The 16,779-nt window shown below is 36.0% G+C and carries 15 protein-coding genes; 11 read left to right on the forward strand and 4 right to left on the reverse strand.

From position 1 onward, the window contains the following. Nucleotides 1–72: 72 nt before the first annotated feature. Entirely contained in the window at nt 73–2,463 is a 2,391-nt protein-coding gene (locus tag EUC40_RS10830) for a penicillin acylase family protein (RefSeq protein WP_156575004.1), read from the forward strand. A 409-nt stretch (nt 2,464–2,872) separates the two neighbouring features. On the opposite strand, the gene EUC40_RS10835 is transcribed toward EUC40_RS10830, so the two are convergent. From EUC40_RS10835 to EUC40_RS10845, 3 genes are all read right to left on the reverse strand, one after another. Further along, entirely contained in the window at nt 2,873–4,660 is a 1,788-nt protein-coding gene (locus EUC40_RS10835; protein ID WP_156575006.1) for a helix-turn-helix transcriptional regulator, read from the reverse strand. Nucleotides 4,661–4,774: 114 nt separating this feature from the next. Continuing rightward, nucleotides 4,775–5,353, reverse strand: coding sequence for a sensor domain-containing protein (locus EUC40_RS10840; RefSeq protein ID WP_071710598.1), 579 nt, complete (start codon nt 5,351–5,353; stop codon nt 4,775–4,777). Nucleotides 5,354–5,554: 201 nt separating this feature from the next. Next, nucleotides 5,555–6,892, reverse strand: coding sequence for an erythromycin esterase family protein (locus tag EUC40_RS10845; protein ID WP_156575008.1), 1,338 nt, complete (start codon nt 6,890–6,892; stop codon nt 5,555–5,557). 359 nt (nt 6,893–7,251) lie between these two features. Here EUC40_RS10845 and EUC40_RS10850 point away from each other — a divergent pair, with 359 nt between their 5' ends. The 10 genes from EUC40_RS10850 to EUC40_RS10895 all read left to right on the forward strand — a co-directional run bounded on the left by EUC40_RS10850 (nt 7,252) and on the right by EUC40_RS10895 (nt 16,229). Beyond that, nucleotides 7,252–8,130, forward strand: a complete 879-nt coding sequence (locus EUC40_RS10850; protein ID WP_156575011.1) for a CPBP family intramembrane glutamic endopeptidase — start codon at nt 7,252–7,254, stop codon at nt 8,128–8,130. 369 nt (nt 8,131–8,499) lie between these two features. Then, nucleotides 8,500–9,567, forward strand: a complete 1,068-nt coding sequence (locus tag EUC40_RS10855) for a glycoside hydrolase family 113 (RefSeq protein ID WP_156575013.1) — start codon at nt 8,500–8,502, stop codon at nt 9,565–9,567. Nucleotides 9,568–9,656: 89 nt separating this feature from the next. Beyond that, nucleotides 9,657–9,848, forward strand: coding sequence for a DUF378 domain-containing protein (locus EUC40_RS10860; protein WP_000670802.1), 192 nt, complete (start codon nt 9,657–9,659; stop codon nt 9,846–9,848). Between the two features lie 295 nt (nt 9,849–10,143). Next, complete coding sequence (locus EUC40_RS10865) at nt 10,144–10,644, forward strand: sigma-70 family RNA polymerase sigma factor (RefSeq protein ID WP_071710601.1); 501 nt, start codon at nt 10,144–10,146, stop codon at nt 10,642–10,644. Beyond that, the gene (locus tag EUC40_RS10870; protein ID WP_156575015.1) at nt 10,634–11,656 is read left to right on the forward strand and encodes an anti-sigma factor; all 1,023 of its coding nucleotides are present in this window, start codon (nt 10,634–10,636) and stop codon (nt 11,654–11,656) included. Before EUC40_RS10865 ends, EUC40_RS10870 begins: the two co-directional genes overlap by 11 nt. Continuing rightward, nucleotides 11,638–11,949: a hypothetical protein gene (locus tag EUC40_RS10875; RefSeq protein ID WP_071710603.1), complete on the forward strand. Its 312-nt coding sequence runs from the start codon at nt 11,638–11,640 to the stop codon at nt 11,947–11,949. Before EUC40_RS10870 ends, EUC40_RS10875 begins: the two co-directional genes overlap by 19 nt. A 289-nt stretch (nt 11,950–12,238) precedes the next feature. After that, nucleotides 12,239–13,321, forward strand: a complete 1,083-nt coding sequence (gene serC / locus EUC40_RS10880; protein ID WP_156575017.1) for a 3-phosphoserine/phosphohydroxythreonine transaminase — start codon at nt 12,239–12,241, stop codon at nt 13,319–13,321. A 12-nt stretch (nt 13,322–13,333) separates the two neighbouring features. Beyond that, on the forward strand, nt 13,334–14,506 hold the full coding sequence (locus EUC40_RS10885; protein ID WP_071710605.1) for a 3-phosphoglycerate dehydrogenase family protein: 1,173 nt from the start codon (nt 13,334–13,336) through the stop codon (nt 14,504–14,506). A 13-nt stretch (nt 14,507–14,519) separates the two neighbouring features. Beyond that, the gene (locus tag EUC40_RS10890) at nt 14,520–15,767 is read left to right on the forward strand and encodes a DUF1015 domain-containing protein (RefSeq protein ID WP_156575019.1); all 1,248 of its coding nucleotides are present in this window, start codon (nt 14,520–14,522) and stop codon (nt 15,765–15,767) included. 84 nt (nt 15,768–15,851) lie between these two features. Next, nucleotides 15,852–16,229 (forward strand): hotdog family protein, encoded by a 378-nt coding sequence (locus tag EUC40_RS10895; RefSeq protein ID WP_156575021.1) that lies wholly within the window; start codon nt 15,852–15,854, stop codon nt 16,227–16,229. A gap of 93 nt (nt 16,230–16,322) precedes the next feature. Here EUC40_RS10895 and EUC40_RS10900 read toward each other — a convergent pair whose 3' ends face one another. Further along, the gene (locus EUC40_RS10900) at nt 16,323–16,718 is read right to left on the reverse strand and encodes a DUF3224 domain-containing protein (RefSeq protein WP_156575023.1); all 396 of its coding nucleotides are present in this window, start codon (nt 16,716–16,718) and stop codon (nt 16,323–16,325) included. Between the last annotated feature and the right edge of the window lie 61 nt (nt 16,719–16,779).

The following is a 16,779-nucleotide window of genomic DNA, read 5'->3' on the forward strand; positions in this document are numbered from 1 at the left end:
AAGGGGTTTTTCAACTTTTCTAAAAGGTTCTTCCTTAAATAGAAGCGAATAGTTTCAGAAAGGAGGGGTTCTATGGAAGTCGTCATAAAGAAGAAAAGAACTAGAGGGAAGAAAATTTTTATTTGGTCTAGTAGTATCGTCCTTTTATTCGTTATTTGTACAGTGATTTTTTTGAACATATATACGCTTAGATCTATGCCAAAGATAGATGGAACGATAAAGCTAGCGGATTTACAACATGCTGTTACGGTAAAGAGAGATGATAAAGGTGTACCGCATATTAAAGCGGAAAATGCACATGATTTATATTTTTCACAAGGATATGTACAAGCGCAAGATCGTTTATTTCAAATGGATTTAAGTAGAAGGCAAGCTTCCGGGATGTTAAGTGAAGTTGTTGGGGAAGCAGCTGTTGATCGTGACAAGTTGTTTCGAACGCTCGGTTTACGGCGAGCAGCCGAAGCGTCTATTAGTCAATATGATGGGGAAGCGAAATTTGCCCTGCAGTCATTTGCTGATGGAGTGAACGCTTTTATACGTGAGGCGAAAGCAGAAAAGAGATTGCCAGTTGAGTTTACTCTATTAGGCTATGAACCTACTGAATGGTCCATTGTTGATACGTTAACGATTGGGAAGTATATGGCGTTTGATTTAGGTGGCCATTGGCACGGACAAGCGTTTCGATATTGGGCACTGAGAAATCTTCCGAAAGAGCAAGCAAATGAGCTATTTCCTACATATCCGAAAGATGCTCCGAGATTGCTAGCGGAACTGCAAAATACAAATGTGAATGTAGCACAAAGTTTTTCAAAAACAATCATTCCGCCCGAATTTAACGGGAGTAATAACTGGGTGATAAGCGGTGAGAAGAGTGCGTCTGGTAAGCCGATTTTAGCGGATGATCCTCATTTATCTCTTGCGACGCCATCTATATGGTATCAAACGAGACTTGAAATGAAAGACTTACATGTAAGTGGCGTTATTTTCGCTGGCGTGCCAGGTGTTATATTAGGACACAATGACAAAATAGCATGGGGTGTTACGAATACTGGTCCTGATGTGCAAGATTTATATATTGAGAAGCGAAATCCTAAAAATGAAAATGAATTTCTATATAACGATAAATGGGAAAAGGCTACTGTTATTGATGAATCTATTAAAGTAAAAGACGGGAAAACAATTCCTTATAATGTTACGGTTACGAGACACGGTCCAGTCATTTCAGAGTTTGCGGATAAAGGGAAAGAGAAAACGAAAACAGTATTTGCTTTAAAATGGACTGCATTGGAACCGTCAGCTGAGTTAAAGGCTGTATTAAATATGAATAAAGCGAAAGACTGGAATGAGTTTGAAACGGCTCTTCAAGATTTTCACACACCAACGCAAAACTTTGTGTTTGCATCAAACGATGGCACGATAGCTTATAAAGCGAATGGAAATATACCAGTGCGTAAAAAAGGCGATGGTAGTTTACCTGTTCCAGGATGGACAGATGAATATGAATGGGAAGGGTATATCCCGTTTGATCAACTGCCAAAAGTAATTAATCCGAAAGAAGGGTTTATTTCAACGGCGAATAATAAAATTGTTGATGATAATTATCCGTATCATATTAGTAATACGTGGGCGCAGCCATATAGACAAATGCGTATTCAAGAATTTTTGCAAGAGAAGGAAAAGTATACCGTGAAAGATTTAGAAGAGTTACAGATGGATCAAAAGAATTTATATGGGAAAGAGTTTACTCCTATATTTTTAAAGGAATTAAATAAAGCAGATTTAAATGAAGTAGAGAAAGAAGGCATAAAACAATTAACAAAGTGGAATTTTTACGATAGTAAAGATGAAGCGGCACCATTAATATTCCATTTGCTAATGAAAGAGATTTCAAATACGTTGTTTTCAAAAGAAATACCGAAAGATGTGATGGAGTTATTTGAAGGGAAGTCACAGGTTGTTGATGAATTGATTCGAAAAGAAGTAACAGGAGAAAAGAGCGCTTGGTTTACGAAGTACGGAGGCTTCACAAAAGTTGTGCATACATCGTACGAGAATGTAATGAAGAAATTACAGAAGGAGTATGGATCAGATGTTGGAGAATGGAAGTGGGGCGATTATCATCAACTTGCGTTTACACATCCAATCTCGAAATCATCTAGTATGCTAGCGCTACTAGCATTTAATCGTGAGAAACCAGTTCCAATTGGCGGAAGCCAAGTTACCGTTCAAGCAGCGAGTTACGGTGATAACGGTATTGTAAATCACGGGGCGTCTTGGAGATTCGTCATTGATACGAAAGATATGTCAAACGGTTATCATATCGTAGGACCAGGACAATCAGGACATTTTAGAAGTGATTGGTATCATGATCAAATAGATGACTGGGTAAATGGCACATATCATACGACTACATTGAATACGGAGGGGATAGAGGGGAAAGTGTTAACTTTACAGCCGAAGTGATAATATTTCCACTGATGAAAACTTATAAATTAGAACATAAACCATTCCTAAAATAATTTTAAAAGCCTACTATCAGTTAAGTGGATAGTAGGCTTTTGTGTTTTAGAGTATAAGATTCAATGATTTTATTATTGCAAAACAGTAAGTGTTTTAACATTTACTTATATGATAACGGGCCTTTTACTCTGTTACAAAGGAAACCACACAAAGCGTTCTGTTTCTTTGTTACTTCTTTTTATCCCGCGTTAACGGACAGTAAAACTCCAACCTCAAAATTCAGTTGGAGCAAAGAAGTTAGGTGGGAGATCAACTGTCCGTAAACGTCCGATTGGTTCAACTAATAATCAGTGGGGGATGAACAAAACCCCCACTGATTAAAGTTTCACTTTATACCCCGCAAAATATTTTGTTATTCAATAATTCCAATTTCTAGAGCCTTTTGAACAGCTTCTTCCTTGTTACGGACTCCTAGCTTTGCATAAGCTGTGGATGCATAATTTCTGACCGTACCATTCGATAAATATAATCTTGATGCTATGGTAGTGTATCGAAGTCCTTTTGCTACTAGTTGCAATATTTCAATCTCCCTAGCTGTTAACTCATAAGCGGTTGCTTTTGATTGTGGTGTCTCTTTTTGCTCATCAAACTTCTCGAATATTTTGTGAGACATTCCCTGATCAATCAGTGTCCCACCTTTGTGAATAAGTCGAATCGTATTAGCTAGTTCCAACGTTTCAATAGATTTGAGTAAAAAACCATCCGCACCGTTGCGAAATGATTCCAACGCCTGTTCGGTATCCTGAAAAGTTGTGAAAATCAATACGCGGATATGTGGCCATTGTTGCTTAATCTTTTTAGTTGCTTCGACTCCATCCATGTGCTGCATATCTAAATCCATAAGTATAACATGGGGTTGAAGGCGCCCACACAAATCGATGGCTTGATTGCCATCCTCGGCCAAACCGACTACATTTAAATCTTCATATCTATCAAGTAGTGTCTTCAAACTTTCCCGAACAAATGGCTGGTCGTCTACAATTAACAAACGAATAAGTCCATCTTTTATTTCAGTTTGTCGCGGTATGGTACATGTAACAAGCATTCCTTCATCTGGCTTTGTATATACAGACAATTGACCTTGCAAATTCATTGCCCGCTCTTTCATCGCATTCATACCGAAGCCTTCCTGCCATTCTACATTTCCTTTTCCATTATCTTGAACTTCTAATCTCGTATATTGTTGTTCAAACTGCAATGAAACTATAATTTCAGTCCCCTGACCATGACGTACTGCATTCGTAAGGGACTCTTGTAAGCAGCGAATGAATGCGATCTTCGCTTGCCGAGACAATTCATATTCCTCTCCGTATGCCCGAAAACTTACGTTTACCTGAGCGTGCTCCTGAAATTCGGTTCCGAGATTTTGTAGAGATTGAATCAAGGAAGGCGATTGATACGGAGAATCCATTTGATGTAGGTAACCTCTCACGTCCTCGATGCTTTTACGTCCCATTTCAAGCAGAGAATCTAGCCTCTGTATACCCATTTCAGTAGCAAGTTCGGTACGCAACGTTTCCATTCCCATAATAATAGAAGTATAAGCGTGACCAACTGTATCATGAAGCTCGCTCGACAGCCTGTTCCGTTCTTCTGCCAGTGTAATGCGTTCAATCTGAGACATATATTGCTCAAGTAATGCGTTTTGTTTACGAATTGCTTCATTTTGCTTATGGTTGGCGATTAATAAATGAAAAGCGAAGCCCATTACATATGCGAATCCATAATAGGTGACCATAACCCAATAGCTATTACTTGGCGCAACTACATAAAAAATTCCAGTTGTTGTAAAAACTGTTGTTGGAGCTGTCCAATAATAGGACAAATGCTTACTATTTGCTGCAATAAGGAACACTGATATAAGAAAAATATTGTAAGCCTCTGGAAATAAAGAGGTTAAATATATACATAGTCCACCATAAAGCAATATTTCTGTGAATAAATAATATTTATAATTGAAAAGTAAGGCTACCCATGGAACAGAGAAGGCAATAATTTCCCAAAGAATAATAATCCAAAGTGGTAATGTTAAACCATCCTGAAAATTTAATGTAGCTAGGATGATAGACACACTAGTAAGTAGACGTATCCCTAACATAATCCAATCGTACCAAAACCAATACTTAACCATATCTAACAAGTCATTTACCCCCTAAGTAGCCTACCTTTTTACTTCCTATATTATAATTTAATCTTTCATGCCTATTATACTTTTAAATTTAAAACTGCGATACTACTCACAGATTGCAAACTTCTATTGATTTAGTTGCCGAATCATACTACGTGTATAGCCCCCAATTTTCTTTGTCAAACCATCGACTATTCTAATACTTATGGCGGTAAATACTATACCCATAAACATTACAAAGAGTGACTTAGCAAAAGTATCTATTTGTATGAATATAATATTCATATCGATGTATCGATATAGTAGTGGTGCCAACAGGAACATAAGTGGCATTACATAAAAAATGATTGCACTAATGAGACTGAAAATGCCAATCACAAATTTCTGCATTAACCAATAGATAGCAAACCAAGTGCGACGATCTGTAAGCACTAATTTCACCTGAGCCCAGTTCGATGTATCCATTGTTATACTTCTATCGTAAGAGTCGGTCGAAATATCTGTATAAATTTTCGTCTGTATGCGCTCGAATTGGATAAAGGGTGTGGTAGTCTGTAGTACGCGTATAACTAGTGGAATCCCAACTACTGTAAATGAAAGGGTGAAACTGAATAGCAGAGCTATTAGATAAAAACAAAAATAAAACAATCCTGTAACGAAAGTTAGCAATAAAAAATAACCATTCTGGATGAATCTTGATTTCATAAAGTTCATCGCTCCTATCTATGTAATAACCGAATCATACTGCTTTTTTTGTCATTCTCACTAGTGTAAAAGTGTCATATGACAGTTCTAAATGATGTTAAAAAGGGGAGAGCAGCCTACTTTCTGGTTAAAAAAGATGCTTTTATCCTCCACAAAACAATCCCGTTTTTGCATCTGCAAGAACGGGATTGTTTTGTACTTTTATTTAATATGAGATGGACTTGTTTTTCGAATATGAAAAATAATATCAAATTGCTCAAGCAATGATTTATCAAAGTATGCCGATTCGTTCGGGAAGATTTGTCCCCCTATACTTAGTAATGGTCTTTTTGCTTTAACCCATTTCTCCGCTTGTCCTTTAAGGTGACGGTTATCCAATAAAAACATGTTATATGGTACTTTCCCGAGAGTATAATTAAAGCTATTTACATTTTGTGGAATTTCACGAGTTGTAATCTTACCTCCAGTGGAAGGATCATATTCGCTGTATAAGGTGAAATTTCCCTCCGTAGTTGTACTACCAATTGTGACGTAATTATTGTCTAAACGTTCCTTCAAAAATTGCCCCGCAACATAAGGGTATAATTTCTCATCGATAATTCCTTTAGCTATATGAATATTGTGTCCCCATACCATAGTTTTACCACCCAATGTCTCTTGTGCCCACATTGCATGATCGGCCAAGTATTGTTCATGTAGCTTTATCATACTTGGATAGTCGTTAGGGAGCAGCATTGTGGTAAATTTCTCTATTGCACTCGCCGTTGCTTTAACCCAGATGTACTCGGATGGAATTATTTCTGTGTTGGGTTGCTCATTCTTATCTTTTAGTAATCGGGCTACTCTCTCAGCGTTTGCTTTAAACTTCTCTTTCCTTTCAGGAGCAAGTTTCATATATTCCTGTATACTTCCAGTAAAAGACGACAATTCTTTATAATTTTCTTCTACTTCTGCCAGCAAATCTGGTCGATGCAGCCTTACATAATCAATTACTTTATTAAAGCTACCTTGGTCCAACGCCTTTAAGTCGAGCCCAATAAATTGGATCTTTTTTTTATTGGATGGATCAGCATTATAATCTTTCATCCACTCAATCATGGCTATAATTTCATCAGTAGGATATAACAATTTTAAAAATTCCCTAGGGTTTCCTTTTCCTGTTTGGATATATTCATTTAGCTTTAAGCCGTTTCCCCAATCTTCTTCCATTGTGAAATTTGTAAAACCCATCTCAGTAACCAAATATTTCACAAGTCGAAACTTCATAGTGAAAATTTCAGAGCTTCCATGAGTATTCTCTCCTAATCCTACATATTGTGCACTCCCAATCATTTTCTTAAGTGGTCTTAGATCATCAAATGGTTTTGACGGTTCTATCGTTTTTAATGGGATAGCCTGTGATTGTATTGATTTAACTATATTTTTTTGGACTGATTGATTTGAATTTTCGACTGCTACCGTTTGAGCGTTTCCTACTTCCACACATCCTGTGACTAATAAAGCTGTACTAACCATTGCAATTATTCTTTTCTTATTCATCTTTGCCACCTCAATTGAATTATTTTTATAAACAAGATTGATTCATGTACTTGCACGAATCAATTGCCTTAATTCAATTGTTATGTATTCCATATCATATGTTCTAGTTACATATTGTCATAAGGTTAAATTGACACAAGTCATAGGTTAATCATTACACTTTTGTACTATCGGCTATGACAACTTATAAATAATAATTACATTGATGAGTCGCAAGTAAGACTAGATTATGAATTTGGGAGGGGTTTTAAAGATGAATGATCTGTCTGCCAAAATATTTTTATTCTAAGTTGTATCTGTGGAAATGACAAGAAGTGAATTCGATAAACAAGTGAAGTAAAGGGGAAGGGCGGATTACAATGATATTACATGTAAAATCGTTCCACAATAAAGATAAAATCCAACGTGCTAAAATAGGGCTTCAACTCTTTCTGAGTATCTTAATCATTACTTCTATCATCCTAAATGTATTAGTAATAATTACTAAAAGTATGCCGCTTATTGTGGTATATATGTTTATCCCAGCATTTTCTTCTATTTTAACTCGCATAATACTGAAAGAAGGATTTAAAGATGTATCTTTTAGTCTCGGTAACTTAAAGATCTGGAAGGGGATTGGTCTTGCTCTGTTAATACCTATGATAATATGTGGGATTACTTATTCTATCGCCTGGTTGAGCGGAATTGCGAGGTTTCAGCATCCCGAAGGTGGGATGTTAGAACCAATCTACAATATACTTGGACTTCAGTATTTACCGGCATCATTCAGTTTCATTTATCTAGTAGTATTGAGCGGTGTTTTAGGAAGCTTGCTTAACTTAATCCCAGTTATGGGAGAAGAAATGGGTTGGCGAGGTTATATGCTCACAAGGCTAGTCGATGCAAAGTTTTCACGGCCTATCCTTATTAGTGGATTGATTTGGGCAACGTGGCATGTTCCAATTGTTATTGCTGGTCTATATGTAGAGGGGGCATCTGTCCTACTTTCAGTACTTGGCATCTATTTTTGTATTGTACCATTCAGTTATATTACAGCTTATTTACGACTTACCACAGGTAGCGTTTGGCCTTCGGTTATCATCCATACCACTTGGAATGCCATTATTCAAGGACCTTTCGCACGTGCAAGTACAGGATATCAAACTGAGATTTGGATTGGAGAATCTGGCTTGATAACCGCTATTATTATCTTAATTACTGCAATAATTACGTCTCGAATAGTAAATCTTACTAAATAGCATACGGATGTGTTGTAAATTCAATTAGTGAAATATGACGAGGCGAAATAAGATGCCCCTAAAAATATTAGAAAAATATAGTTAAATCATGCATAAATATCATAATTAGTCACATGTTATACGAAAAAACGGATTTGATGAGATTACTAGAAGAAGTTCAATAACTTCAATCGTAAAAAGATAAAAAAGGAGCGAAAATACGCTCTTTTTTTATTTACCGTACTATTTTTAGGAGGTTAGTATGAATAAGGGGTGAATAAATAATGAATATCATTTTCAATTATAAAAATTCATTAAATATTTTTATGGAATATATGTGAAACGTTGTATAGAATAAACAAGTATGCCAAAAAATACAGGAGGAAAGTTGTGAAGAAAAATAAGAGTGTAGTAAGTTTTTTAGGAGTGTGTATTATGCTGTTTTCTTTTTGTTTTCAAGGGAATGTACAGGCAGATGTAAATACTGTTCAGTCTGGAAAAATAAAAGCAGGAAACGTAACGGTATGGGAAGTTGGAAATGTAGCGAAAGTGTTAGCGGATGTAGAACGCTTAAACTTAAATACAGTAAATGTACCAATTCAAGTTGATATTCCGAATGTAACTTCTACTAATATGGTAATTAATCAGGCGCAAAAGAAACAGGCTATTATTTTAATTCAAGAATTATTAAAGCGTAATATTCAAGTTATAGTGGAACCATTTCCATTCATTCAACAAGGAAATGTAGGAGAGACGGAATGGAATCCAAGTAATATTAATGATTTCTTCTGGAATTGGAAAACGGTTGTACTGCAGGATATTTTTAATTCCATTACTAGTAAATACAATGTGTATGGACTCAAGATTGCTTCTAATTTCGTGAATATGGAATATGCAGAAGGATACTGGAGCGATACGATTGATTTTGTTCGTAAGCAGTATAAAGGAAATGTTTTGTATCAAATGAATTGGTGGTTAACGGCAAGCTTTGATCCTTCATACGAAGCGAAGTTTGTTGAGAAAATAAACCGCCCGTATTTAAAGAAGGTAGACATTGTTAGTATCGATAGTTGGTTTGAAGTTTCAGGAAGTAGAAATCCGTCGTACGAAGAAGTGAAGCAAAGTTTATTTGCGACGACAGTATATAATCGTGGACAAAATGTTGTGCAGCAATTGGAACAATTACATAAAGCAACTGGGAAGCCTGTTTACTTTGGTGGATTTAACGTTCCAGCGCGTGAACTTGGCTTACAAAATCCGTGGAATCCAGACGTTTCAAATGTGTTTTCAAAAGATGTGCAATTAAATGGATGGCGTGCTTACCGAGATGTATTAGAACCGAAACCATACTTTAAAGGTTTTTCTATTTGGCTTATTGGCTCTAATAATAGTACGCATGCGTATCAAATCCATAGTAAAGAAGCAGAGGCAGTTATTAACGGTTGGTACCGAAAATAATTTTTATTAAATAGGTAAGTTTTGAATTTTGCCACATATATTTCTAGTGAAAGGCCTTTCACCATCTTATCACCTAGGGGGCAATCATAATGAAATTTTTGTCTTACCTTACAGTAATTTTGGTGATTCTTGGCGGTTTGAATTGGTTATTTGTAGCGTTAGATTACAATGTAGTTGAGAAATGGTTTGGTTCAATGCCGGCGCTTGTGGACACTATTTATTGGCTCTTTGGTCTTTCTGCTATTTATCAAATTTTTGATCGGTTCTTTACGAACAATTAGCTATTATTCTATTATTACTAGAGTGTTAAGTACGATTATGTACTTAACACTTTTTTGTGTATTTATAAAGTAAGCATCAAATATTTCCCACCTACAATTTGTAAATAACCTATGGTGTAATCTCCGTACATACTACATATGGAGTTTTTTGGGGATTTATAGTTATAACATCTTATATTTTGTTTATAATTGTAAATAGTTATTCGAATATTATTTCTTTTTTTATAAATAAAAAGGAAAAATAATGCAACTTTTTAACGCGCTTATTCGTGTTATATATGAAAGGAGGAGGGGGATGGAAATTGAAGAAATATATAAGGTTTATATAAACGATGTGTACCGGTATTTATTTTCCCTTTCTCGTAGCCATCATGTAGCGGAGGACTTGATGCAGGAGACTTTTTATCGGGCGTATCTTTATCTAGAAGACTATGAAAACCAAAAGGTAAAATCATGGCTTTTTAAAGTGGCGTATCATACGTTTATTGATTTTGTTAGGAAAGAGAGAAAAGTGTCTTTTGTAGGAACGGAGGAATTAGAGACAATACAAGCAGTTGAATCTACAGAAGAGTATGTAGTCGCAAAAAATAGTTATGAAAAATTAATTCAGATTATTCATACTTTACCTGTGGTAGAGGCACAAGCTGTTTTATTATGTGATGTACATCAATTAACGTATGAAGAGGGTGCTTCTGTATTAGATTTAAAGTTAAACACGTATAAAAGCCACATATTTCGTGGGAGAAAGAGATTACAACAATTGTTAAAGGAGGAAAAGAGTCAAAATGACAAATGATAAACCTCATTCTGAACAAGAAGATTATCAAGACTTGTTGCAAGAAGCTCTTCATCAAAGGCCTGCATCTCTTCCTGATGGAAAACAGGAGCAAGTGTTGAAAATAGGGAAAAAAAGAGCTCGTATTACGAACGTTTTAATTGTATTTACTTTTTTATTACTGATTCAACCTATTTTATATATATCTACGCTCTTATACTATGTATTTGCACCTACAAACGCAATGGAGATACGGAATGTAGTACAACAAACGATAAGTGTAACGGAACCAAATGTATTTATGAAAGAAAGAGACATGGAGCAAACATTGTTACCGCTTAGTTTACAATTGAATTTTGATTTGTATAAAAGGGTAGGAAAGAAAGATATTCGAATAGGCGAAGAGAAAACATATTATTTATTAAGTAAAGTGGCGAAAGTAAGCCGCGAATATACAACAGATGAAAAAATTCCAGAAGTCCCATATGTAGATAACGAGGTATTGTCTCATCCTAATAATTATAATACGTCTTATAATAGTAGCGATGAAGCGCAAGTATTAAAAGGTCTTCCGCAAGAATCTGTTGTAGAAGCATTTGTATCTTTTAGAGAATTATTAAGTGTACAAGAGGTAACGAATATGTTTCCTACTATTGATATCGTCTGGTATGCCGTTAATACAGGATTAGAGGAGAAGCAAAAGAATGATGAGGGTATGTATGTTGCACCGATTGGATTTCCAGCAGATATGATTTCAAGTCTAGGTGGTCCATTTTCAAGTGATTCACCTCATGAGGAACAATTTATTGGTGTGTTAAAGTCATTACAGAAGCATGAAGATTTAGCGGTGAAGCTATCTAGAGCGAAAACATTAGAGTTGTCAAAGCGTATTTCTTTTCTTGAAAAAAATGGGGTAAAAACATACGGGGCAGTTGTAACTGGCCCTAAAGGTGAAGTTGAAAAATTGATGAGTCATGAAAAAGTTAGAAATTTGAAAGTAGGTGAAGCGAGATTATGGAATTGGCATTCTTAAAAAAAAGAAAGAATCATAGTTATAAACAGGAAACATGGATGGGGACTATTTCATTAATTATTGCCTTTCTAGCGTTATTGTATTTGAACATTACATTGCTTAGTCAAGAAACATTTATAGGCGAAGGTTTTCGGGAAATAGTTGGAGTTGGATTGTTATGTTCAGTCGTAGGCATGATCACAAAAAGAAAAAGTCGAAAATATGCATTGTGGGCATGTAGTTTATTTGTTTTTATGATACTGTTTGCAGTATTTGGATTTATGTTAGGTTGGATGATAAGTTTTGGGCCGTAAATATGTGGGAAAGAGCGAATGTAGATTCGCTCTTTTTTTATGTGTGAAAAGTAAAATAAATAAGAGAAGAACTTATCAAATTTGAAAGGAGAGCAGTATACGTTTTGAATGTTGTTGTGTAGATATGTTTTTTTGTTCCCTTTATAAAAAATATATTGGTACTTGCAAGCGATTCCATTGCGTCTTACGCCGTAATAATAGAAAAGAAATTGACCGTGTCTTGTATTGTGGGGTATAATTCAGAAAGTTTAAAAAATAAAAGATGAGAAATAGGGAGGTCATCCGGGTGATGGAGAGAGTGTATAATTTTTCAGCAGGACCATCAATACTCCCTTTGCCAGTTTTAGAGAAAGTGCAAACGGAGCTTGTAAATTATAACGGGACAGGCATGTCAATTATGGAAATGAGCCATCGATCTTCTTATTTCCAAAGTATTATTGATGAAGCGGGTAGCTTACTTCGTGAATTAATGAACATTCCTGATGAGTATGAAGTATTGTTTTTACAAGGCGGTGCTTCATTACAATTTTCTATGATACCGCTGAATTTAATGAATACGCATAAAAAAGCAGGGTACGTATTGACTGGCTCATGGTCTAAAAAGGCGATGCAAGAAGCAGAAAAAGTAGGGGAAGTACAAGTAATTGCTTCTTCTGAAAAAGAGAAGTTTACTACGATTCCGAAACTGGATAGTTTACTAGGCGATGAAAAACTAGATTATGTACATATTACAACAAACAACACAATTGAAGGAACAAAATATGTGGACATTCCATATGTAGAAGAAGTGCCGCTCGTTGCGGATATGTCTTCAAATATATTATCAGAACGATATGATGTTTCGAAGTTTGGTCTCATATATGCGGGAGCGCAAAAGAATTTAGGACCAGCGGGCTTAACAATTGTGATTATAAAAAAAGATTTAATTGGCGGGGCAGACCGAGTTTGTCCGACAATGTTAAACTATGAAACTTACAGTAAAAATAACTCCTTATATAATACACCGCCATCCTTTAGTATTTACGTTACGAAACTTGTACTAGAGTGGCTAAAAGAGCAAGGCGGAGTATCTGCGATTGAAGAACAAAATAGAATGAAATCGTCACTTCTTTACAATTTCTTAGATGAATCTAAATTGTTTACTTCACCAGTTGATCCTACGTATCGATCACTTATGAACATTCCGTTTACAACATCGTCAGAAGAACTTAACAATCAGTTTTTACAAAAAGCGAAAGAACGCGGCCTTGTTACACTAAAAGGACATCGCTCAGTCGGTGGTATGCGCGCTAGTATTTACAATGCGATGCCAGTAGAAGGCGTACAGCAATTAGTAAATTATATGAAAGAATTTGAGCTTGAGAATAGATAGGGAGATGGGGATATGTTTCGTGTTCAAACGTTAAATCAAATTGCAGAAAAAGGTTTGCAAGTTCTTGGCGGAGAGCGTTATGAAGTAGGGGACCATATTGACCATCCAGATGGTATTTTACTTCGCAGCTATTCTTTACATCAAGAAGAGTTTTCAAAAGATTTAAAGGCGATTGCAAGAGCTGGTGCAGGGGTGAATAATATTCCTGTCGAGCGATGTACAGAAAAAGGGATTGTAGTATTTAACACGCCAGGGGCAAATGCCAATGCAGTAAAGGAACTCATTATCGCGAGTCTTATTATGTCTTCACGTAACATTATTAATGGCGTAAGCTGGACGAAAAATTTAGAAGGTGAAGAAGTACCTCAGCTTGTTGAATCAGGAAAAAAACAATTTGTTGGATCAGAAATTGCTGGGAAGCGTCTAGGGGTTATCGGCCTTGGCGCAATCGGTGCTTTAGTGGCAAATGATGCGTTAGCGTTAGGAATGGACGTTGTCGGATATGATCCTTACATTTCAGTTGAAACAGCGTGGCGCCTTTCTACACATGTGCAAAGAGCATTTAGCCTTGATGAAATTTTTGCAACATGTGATTATATTACCCTTCATATTCCTCTTACAAATCAAACGAAGGGGATTATTGGCGAACACGCTGTAGAGAAGATGAAAAAAGGTATGCGTCTATTTAATTTCTCTAGAGGAGAACTTGTAGATGAAAAGGTTCTTCAAAAAGCGTTAGAAGAAGATGTTATTACACATTACGTAACGGACTTCCCAAATGAAAATGTGATAAAGATGAAAAACGTAACAGCGACGCCTCACCTTGGTGCATCTACGTCTGAATCGGAAGAAAATTGTGCGATCATGGCAGCGCGTCAATTACGTGAATATTTAGAGACAGGAAATATTCGTAATTCAGTAAACTACCCAAACGTAGAATTGCCGTATATCGGAAAGAAACGAATTACAATTATGCATCAAAACGTTCCGAACATGGTAGGTCAAATTACAGGATGTTTAGCAGAACATCATATTAATATTGCAGATATGATAAATCGTAGTAAACATTCTTGGGCGTACACAATGATTGATATTGATAACGGAATTGATGATATAATAAAAGAGAATATTGTGGAAAATATAAGCAAAATTACAGGTGTTGTAGCCGTTCGAATGATTGTGTAAAGGAGAGAGGGAATTGGCAAAAATCCGACCGTTTCGGGCCATTCGTCCAGTAGAAGGTAAGGCATTGCAAGTTGCAGCTTTACCGTATGACGTATTAAATAGTGAAGAGGCAAGAGAAGCTGTGAAAGGAAATCCGTATTCTTTCTTACACGTTGATAAAGCAGAAATTGATTTAGATTCGGCACTTTCACCATACGATGATCGTGTATATGAAAAAGCAGGTGAAAATTTAAATCGTTTTATACGAGAAGAAGTGTTCATTCAAGATGAAGAGCCAGCACTATACATTTATGAATTGACGATGCAAGGAAGAACGCAGTCAGGTCTTGTCGTTTGTACATCGATTGATGAGTATGAAGATGACACAATAAAAAAACATGAAAGAACGCGTCACGAAAAAGAACTAGATCGCATTCGTCACGTAGATGTGTGCGATGCAAATACAGGTCCTATCTTTTTAACGTACCGTACAAAAGATGAAGTGAAGCATTTAATTAGTAGCTGGAAAGAGGAGCATGCGCCAATCTATACATTTACAGCAGAAGACGGTGTTAGGCATGTTGCATGGAAGATTGCAGATGAAGAAGTAATTACGACTTTAGTAAACGCATTTGAAGATATTCCGAATTTGTACATTGCAGATGGACATCACCGCTCCGCATCGGCTGCAAAAGTAGGACTTATGCGAAGAGAACAATATCCGAATTACACAGGAGAAGAAGAATTTAATTTCTTCCTATCAGTGTTATTCCCTCAAGATGAATTATCCATTTGGGATTATAACCGAGTTGTGAAAGACTTAAACGGATTATCAGAAGAACAGTTTTTAAAGCAAATCACGCAATATTTTTATGTAGAAGAAGCAAATGTTTCTCCGTATAAACCGAATGAGCCGAAAACATTTGGTATGTATATAAACGAGAAATGGTATAAGCTCACTGTGAAAGAGGAAACGTTTGATGCGAACGATCTTGTGAAAGGTTTAGATGTGTCTATTCTGCAAGACCATCTATTAAGCCAAGTACTTGAAATACATGATCCGCGATCTGATTCACGCGTCGATTTTGTAGGCGGAATACGCGGGTTAGAAGAACTAGAGCGCCTTGTGAACAGCGGTGCATATAAAGCAGCGTTCTCATTATATCCAACATCAATGGAAGATTTATTAGCAATCGCAGACGCCGGGGAAGTTATGCCACCAAAATCAACGTGGTTTGAACCGAAGCTGCGCAGTGGGTTGTTTGTACATTCATTAAAATAAATAGACTTCTTTAGATTGAAAAACCGAAATGATTTTTAGTTTCGGTTTTTCTTATTTTAAAAGTGCTTTTGAGGAGGGGTATTAATGAAATTACAAGTAGGGGAGAAAATCACTTTTGAGCGAACGTTTACGAAAGAGGATGTTGCGTTATTTACCGAAGTATCTAGAGATGAAGGTGTTCATCATGTTACACCAGATGAGCAGGGGAGATTTGTTGTACAAGGGCTTTTAACATCAACGCTACCTACAAAAATTGGTGGTGATTATAACGTACTAGCTCGCAAAATGGATTTTGAATTTTTACGTCCTGTTTTTAGCGGTGATACGATTCGTTGTGACGTAACCATTGAACAATTTGAACTTGATGAAAAAAATCGCACGAAAATTATTGCGATGTTTACATGTAGGAATCAACTTGAAAAGGAAGTAATGAAGGGGAGTTTTTCGGGGATTATTCTTTAATTGCTAGGAAAAGTAATGAATAAGCTCGTCAACAAAAAGGACATTCCTAGTATTACAAGAAATGTCCTTTCCACTAAATTATAGGATATTTAGCTAAAATTCAAACTCTAAAATTAGTTTACTGGTTTGACCTGTAAACTGATAATTATAGGACCCTCTCAGACTTTCTAAGTTACCGGTAGCTTTGATAATTGTTCCTGGGGAATCTAAATTTCCTTTATCAAATATTCCTTGCTCTATAGCTGTAAATGTCCCTTGTTGCCCCTTATAAATTCCTTCAAAGTGTAAAAATCCAGAAATTTTAGCAGTAGCCAAGTGACCATCATCTATATTTGAGTCTAAATAATATAATAAGTATTCAACAAAAGCTTTTCCTTTTAATTCACCATCAATATCATATTCAACATGGGCAATATTAATAGGGAAATCTTTTCTAGTATCATCGAGTAGTTTTTCATCCCATTTACTTACTGTAAATGTTACTTCCATACACGTAAATCCCCCTTAATTATTAGATAAGTAATCTCCGTCCAATTATATACTTTTAAAA

Origin of the sequence: Bacillus luti (assembly GCF_009739945.1) — a bacterium.
Lineage (GTDB): Bacteria > Bacillota > Bacilli > Bacillales > Bacillaceae_G > Bacillus_A > Bacillus_A luti.

Bases quoted from the DNA above. Each gene is read 5' to 3' on its own strand.
- EUC40_RS10830 (WP_156575004.1), top strand. From the start codon at position 73: ATGGAAGTCGTCATAAAGAAGAAAAGAACTAGAGGGAAGAAAATTTTT.
- EUC40_RS10840 (WP_071710598.1), bottom strand. From the start codon at position 5,353: ATGAAATCAAGATTCATCCAGAATGGTTATTTTTTATTGCTAACTTTC.
- EUC40_RS10845 (WP_156575008.1), bottom strand. From the start codon at position 6,892: ATGAATAAGAAAAGAATAATTGCAATGGTTAGTACAGCTTTATTAGTC.
- EUC40_RS10850 (WP_156575011.1), top strand. From the start codon at position 7,252: ATGATATTACATGTAAAATCGTTCCACAATAAAGATAAAATCCAACGT.
- EUC40_RS10860 (WP_000670802.1), top strand. From the start codon at position 9,657: ATGAAATTTTTGTCTTACCTTACAGTAATTTTGGTGATTCTTGGCGGT.
- EUC40_RS10865 (WP_071710601.1), top strand. From the start codon at position 10,144: ATGGAAATTGAAGAAATATATAAGGTTTATATAAACGATGTGTACCGG.
- EUC40_RS10870 (WP_156575015.1), top strand. From the start codon at position 10,634: ATGACAAATGATAAACCTCATTCTGAACAAGAAGATTATCAAGACTTG.
- EUC40_RS10875 (WP_071710603.1), top strand. From the start codon at position 11,638: ATGGAATTGGCATTCTTAAAAAAAAGAAAGAATCATAGTTATAAACAG.
- serC (WP_156575017.1), top strand. From the start codon at position 12,239: ATGGAGAGAGTGTATAATTTTTCAGCAGGACCATCAATACTCCCTTTG.
- EUC40_RS10885 (WP_071710605.1), top strand. From the start codon at position 13,334: ATGTTTCGTGTTCAAACGTTAAATCAAATTGCAGAAAAAGGTTTGCAA.
- EUC40_RS10895 (WP_156575021.1), top strand. From the start codon at position 15,852: ATGAAATTACAAGTAGGGGAGAAAATCACTTTTGAGCGAACGTTTACG.
- EUC40_RS10900 (WP_156575023.1), bottom strand. From the start codon at position 16,718: ATGGAAGTAACATTTACAGTAAGTAAATGGGATGAAAAACTACTCGAT.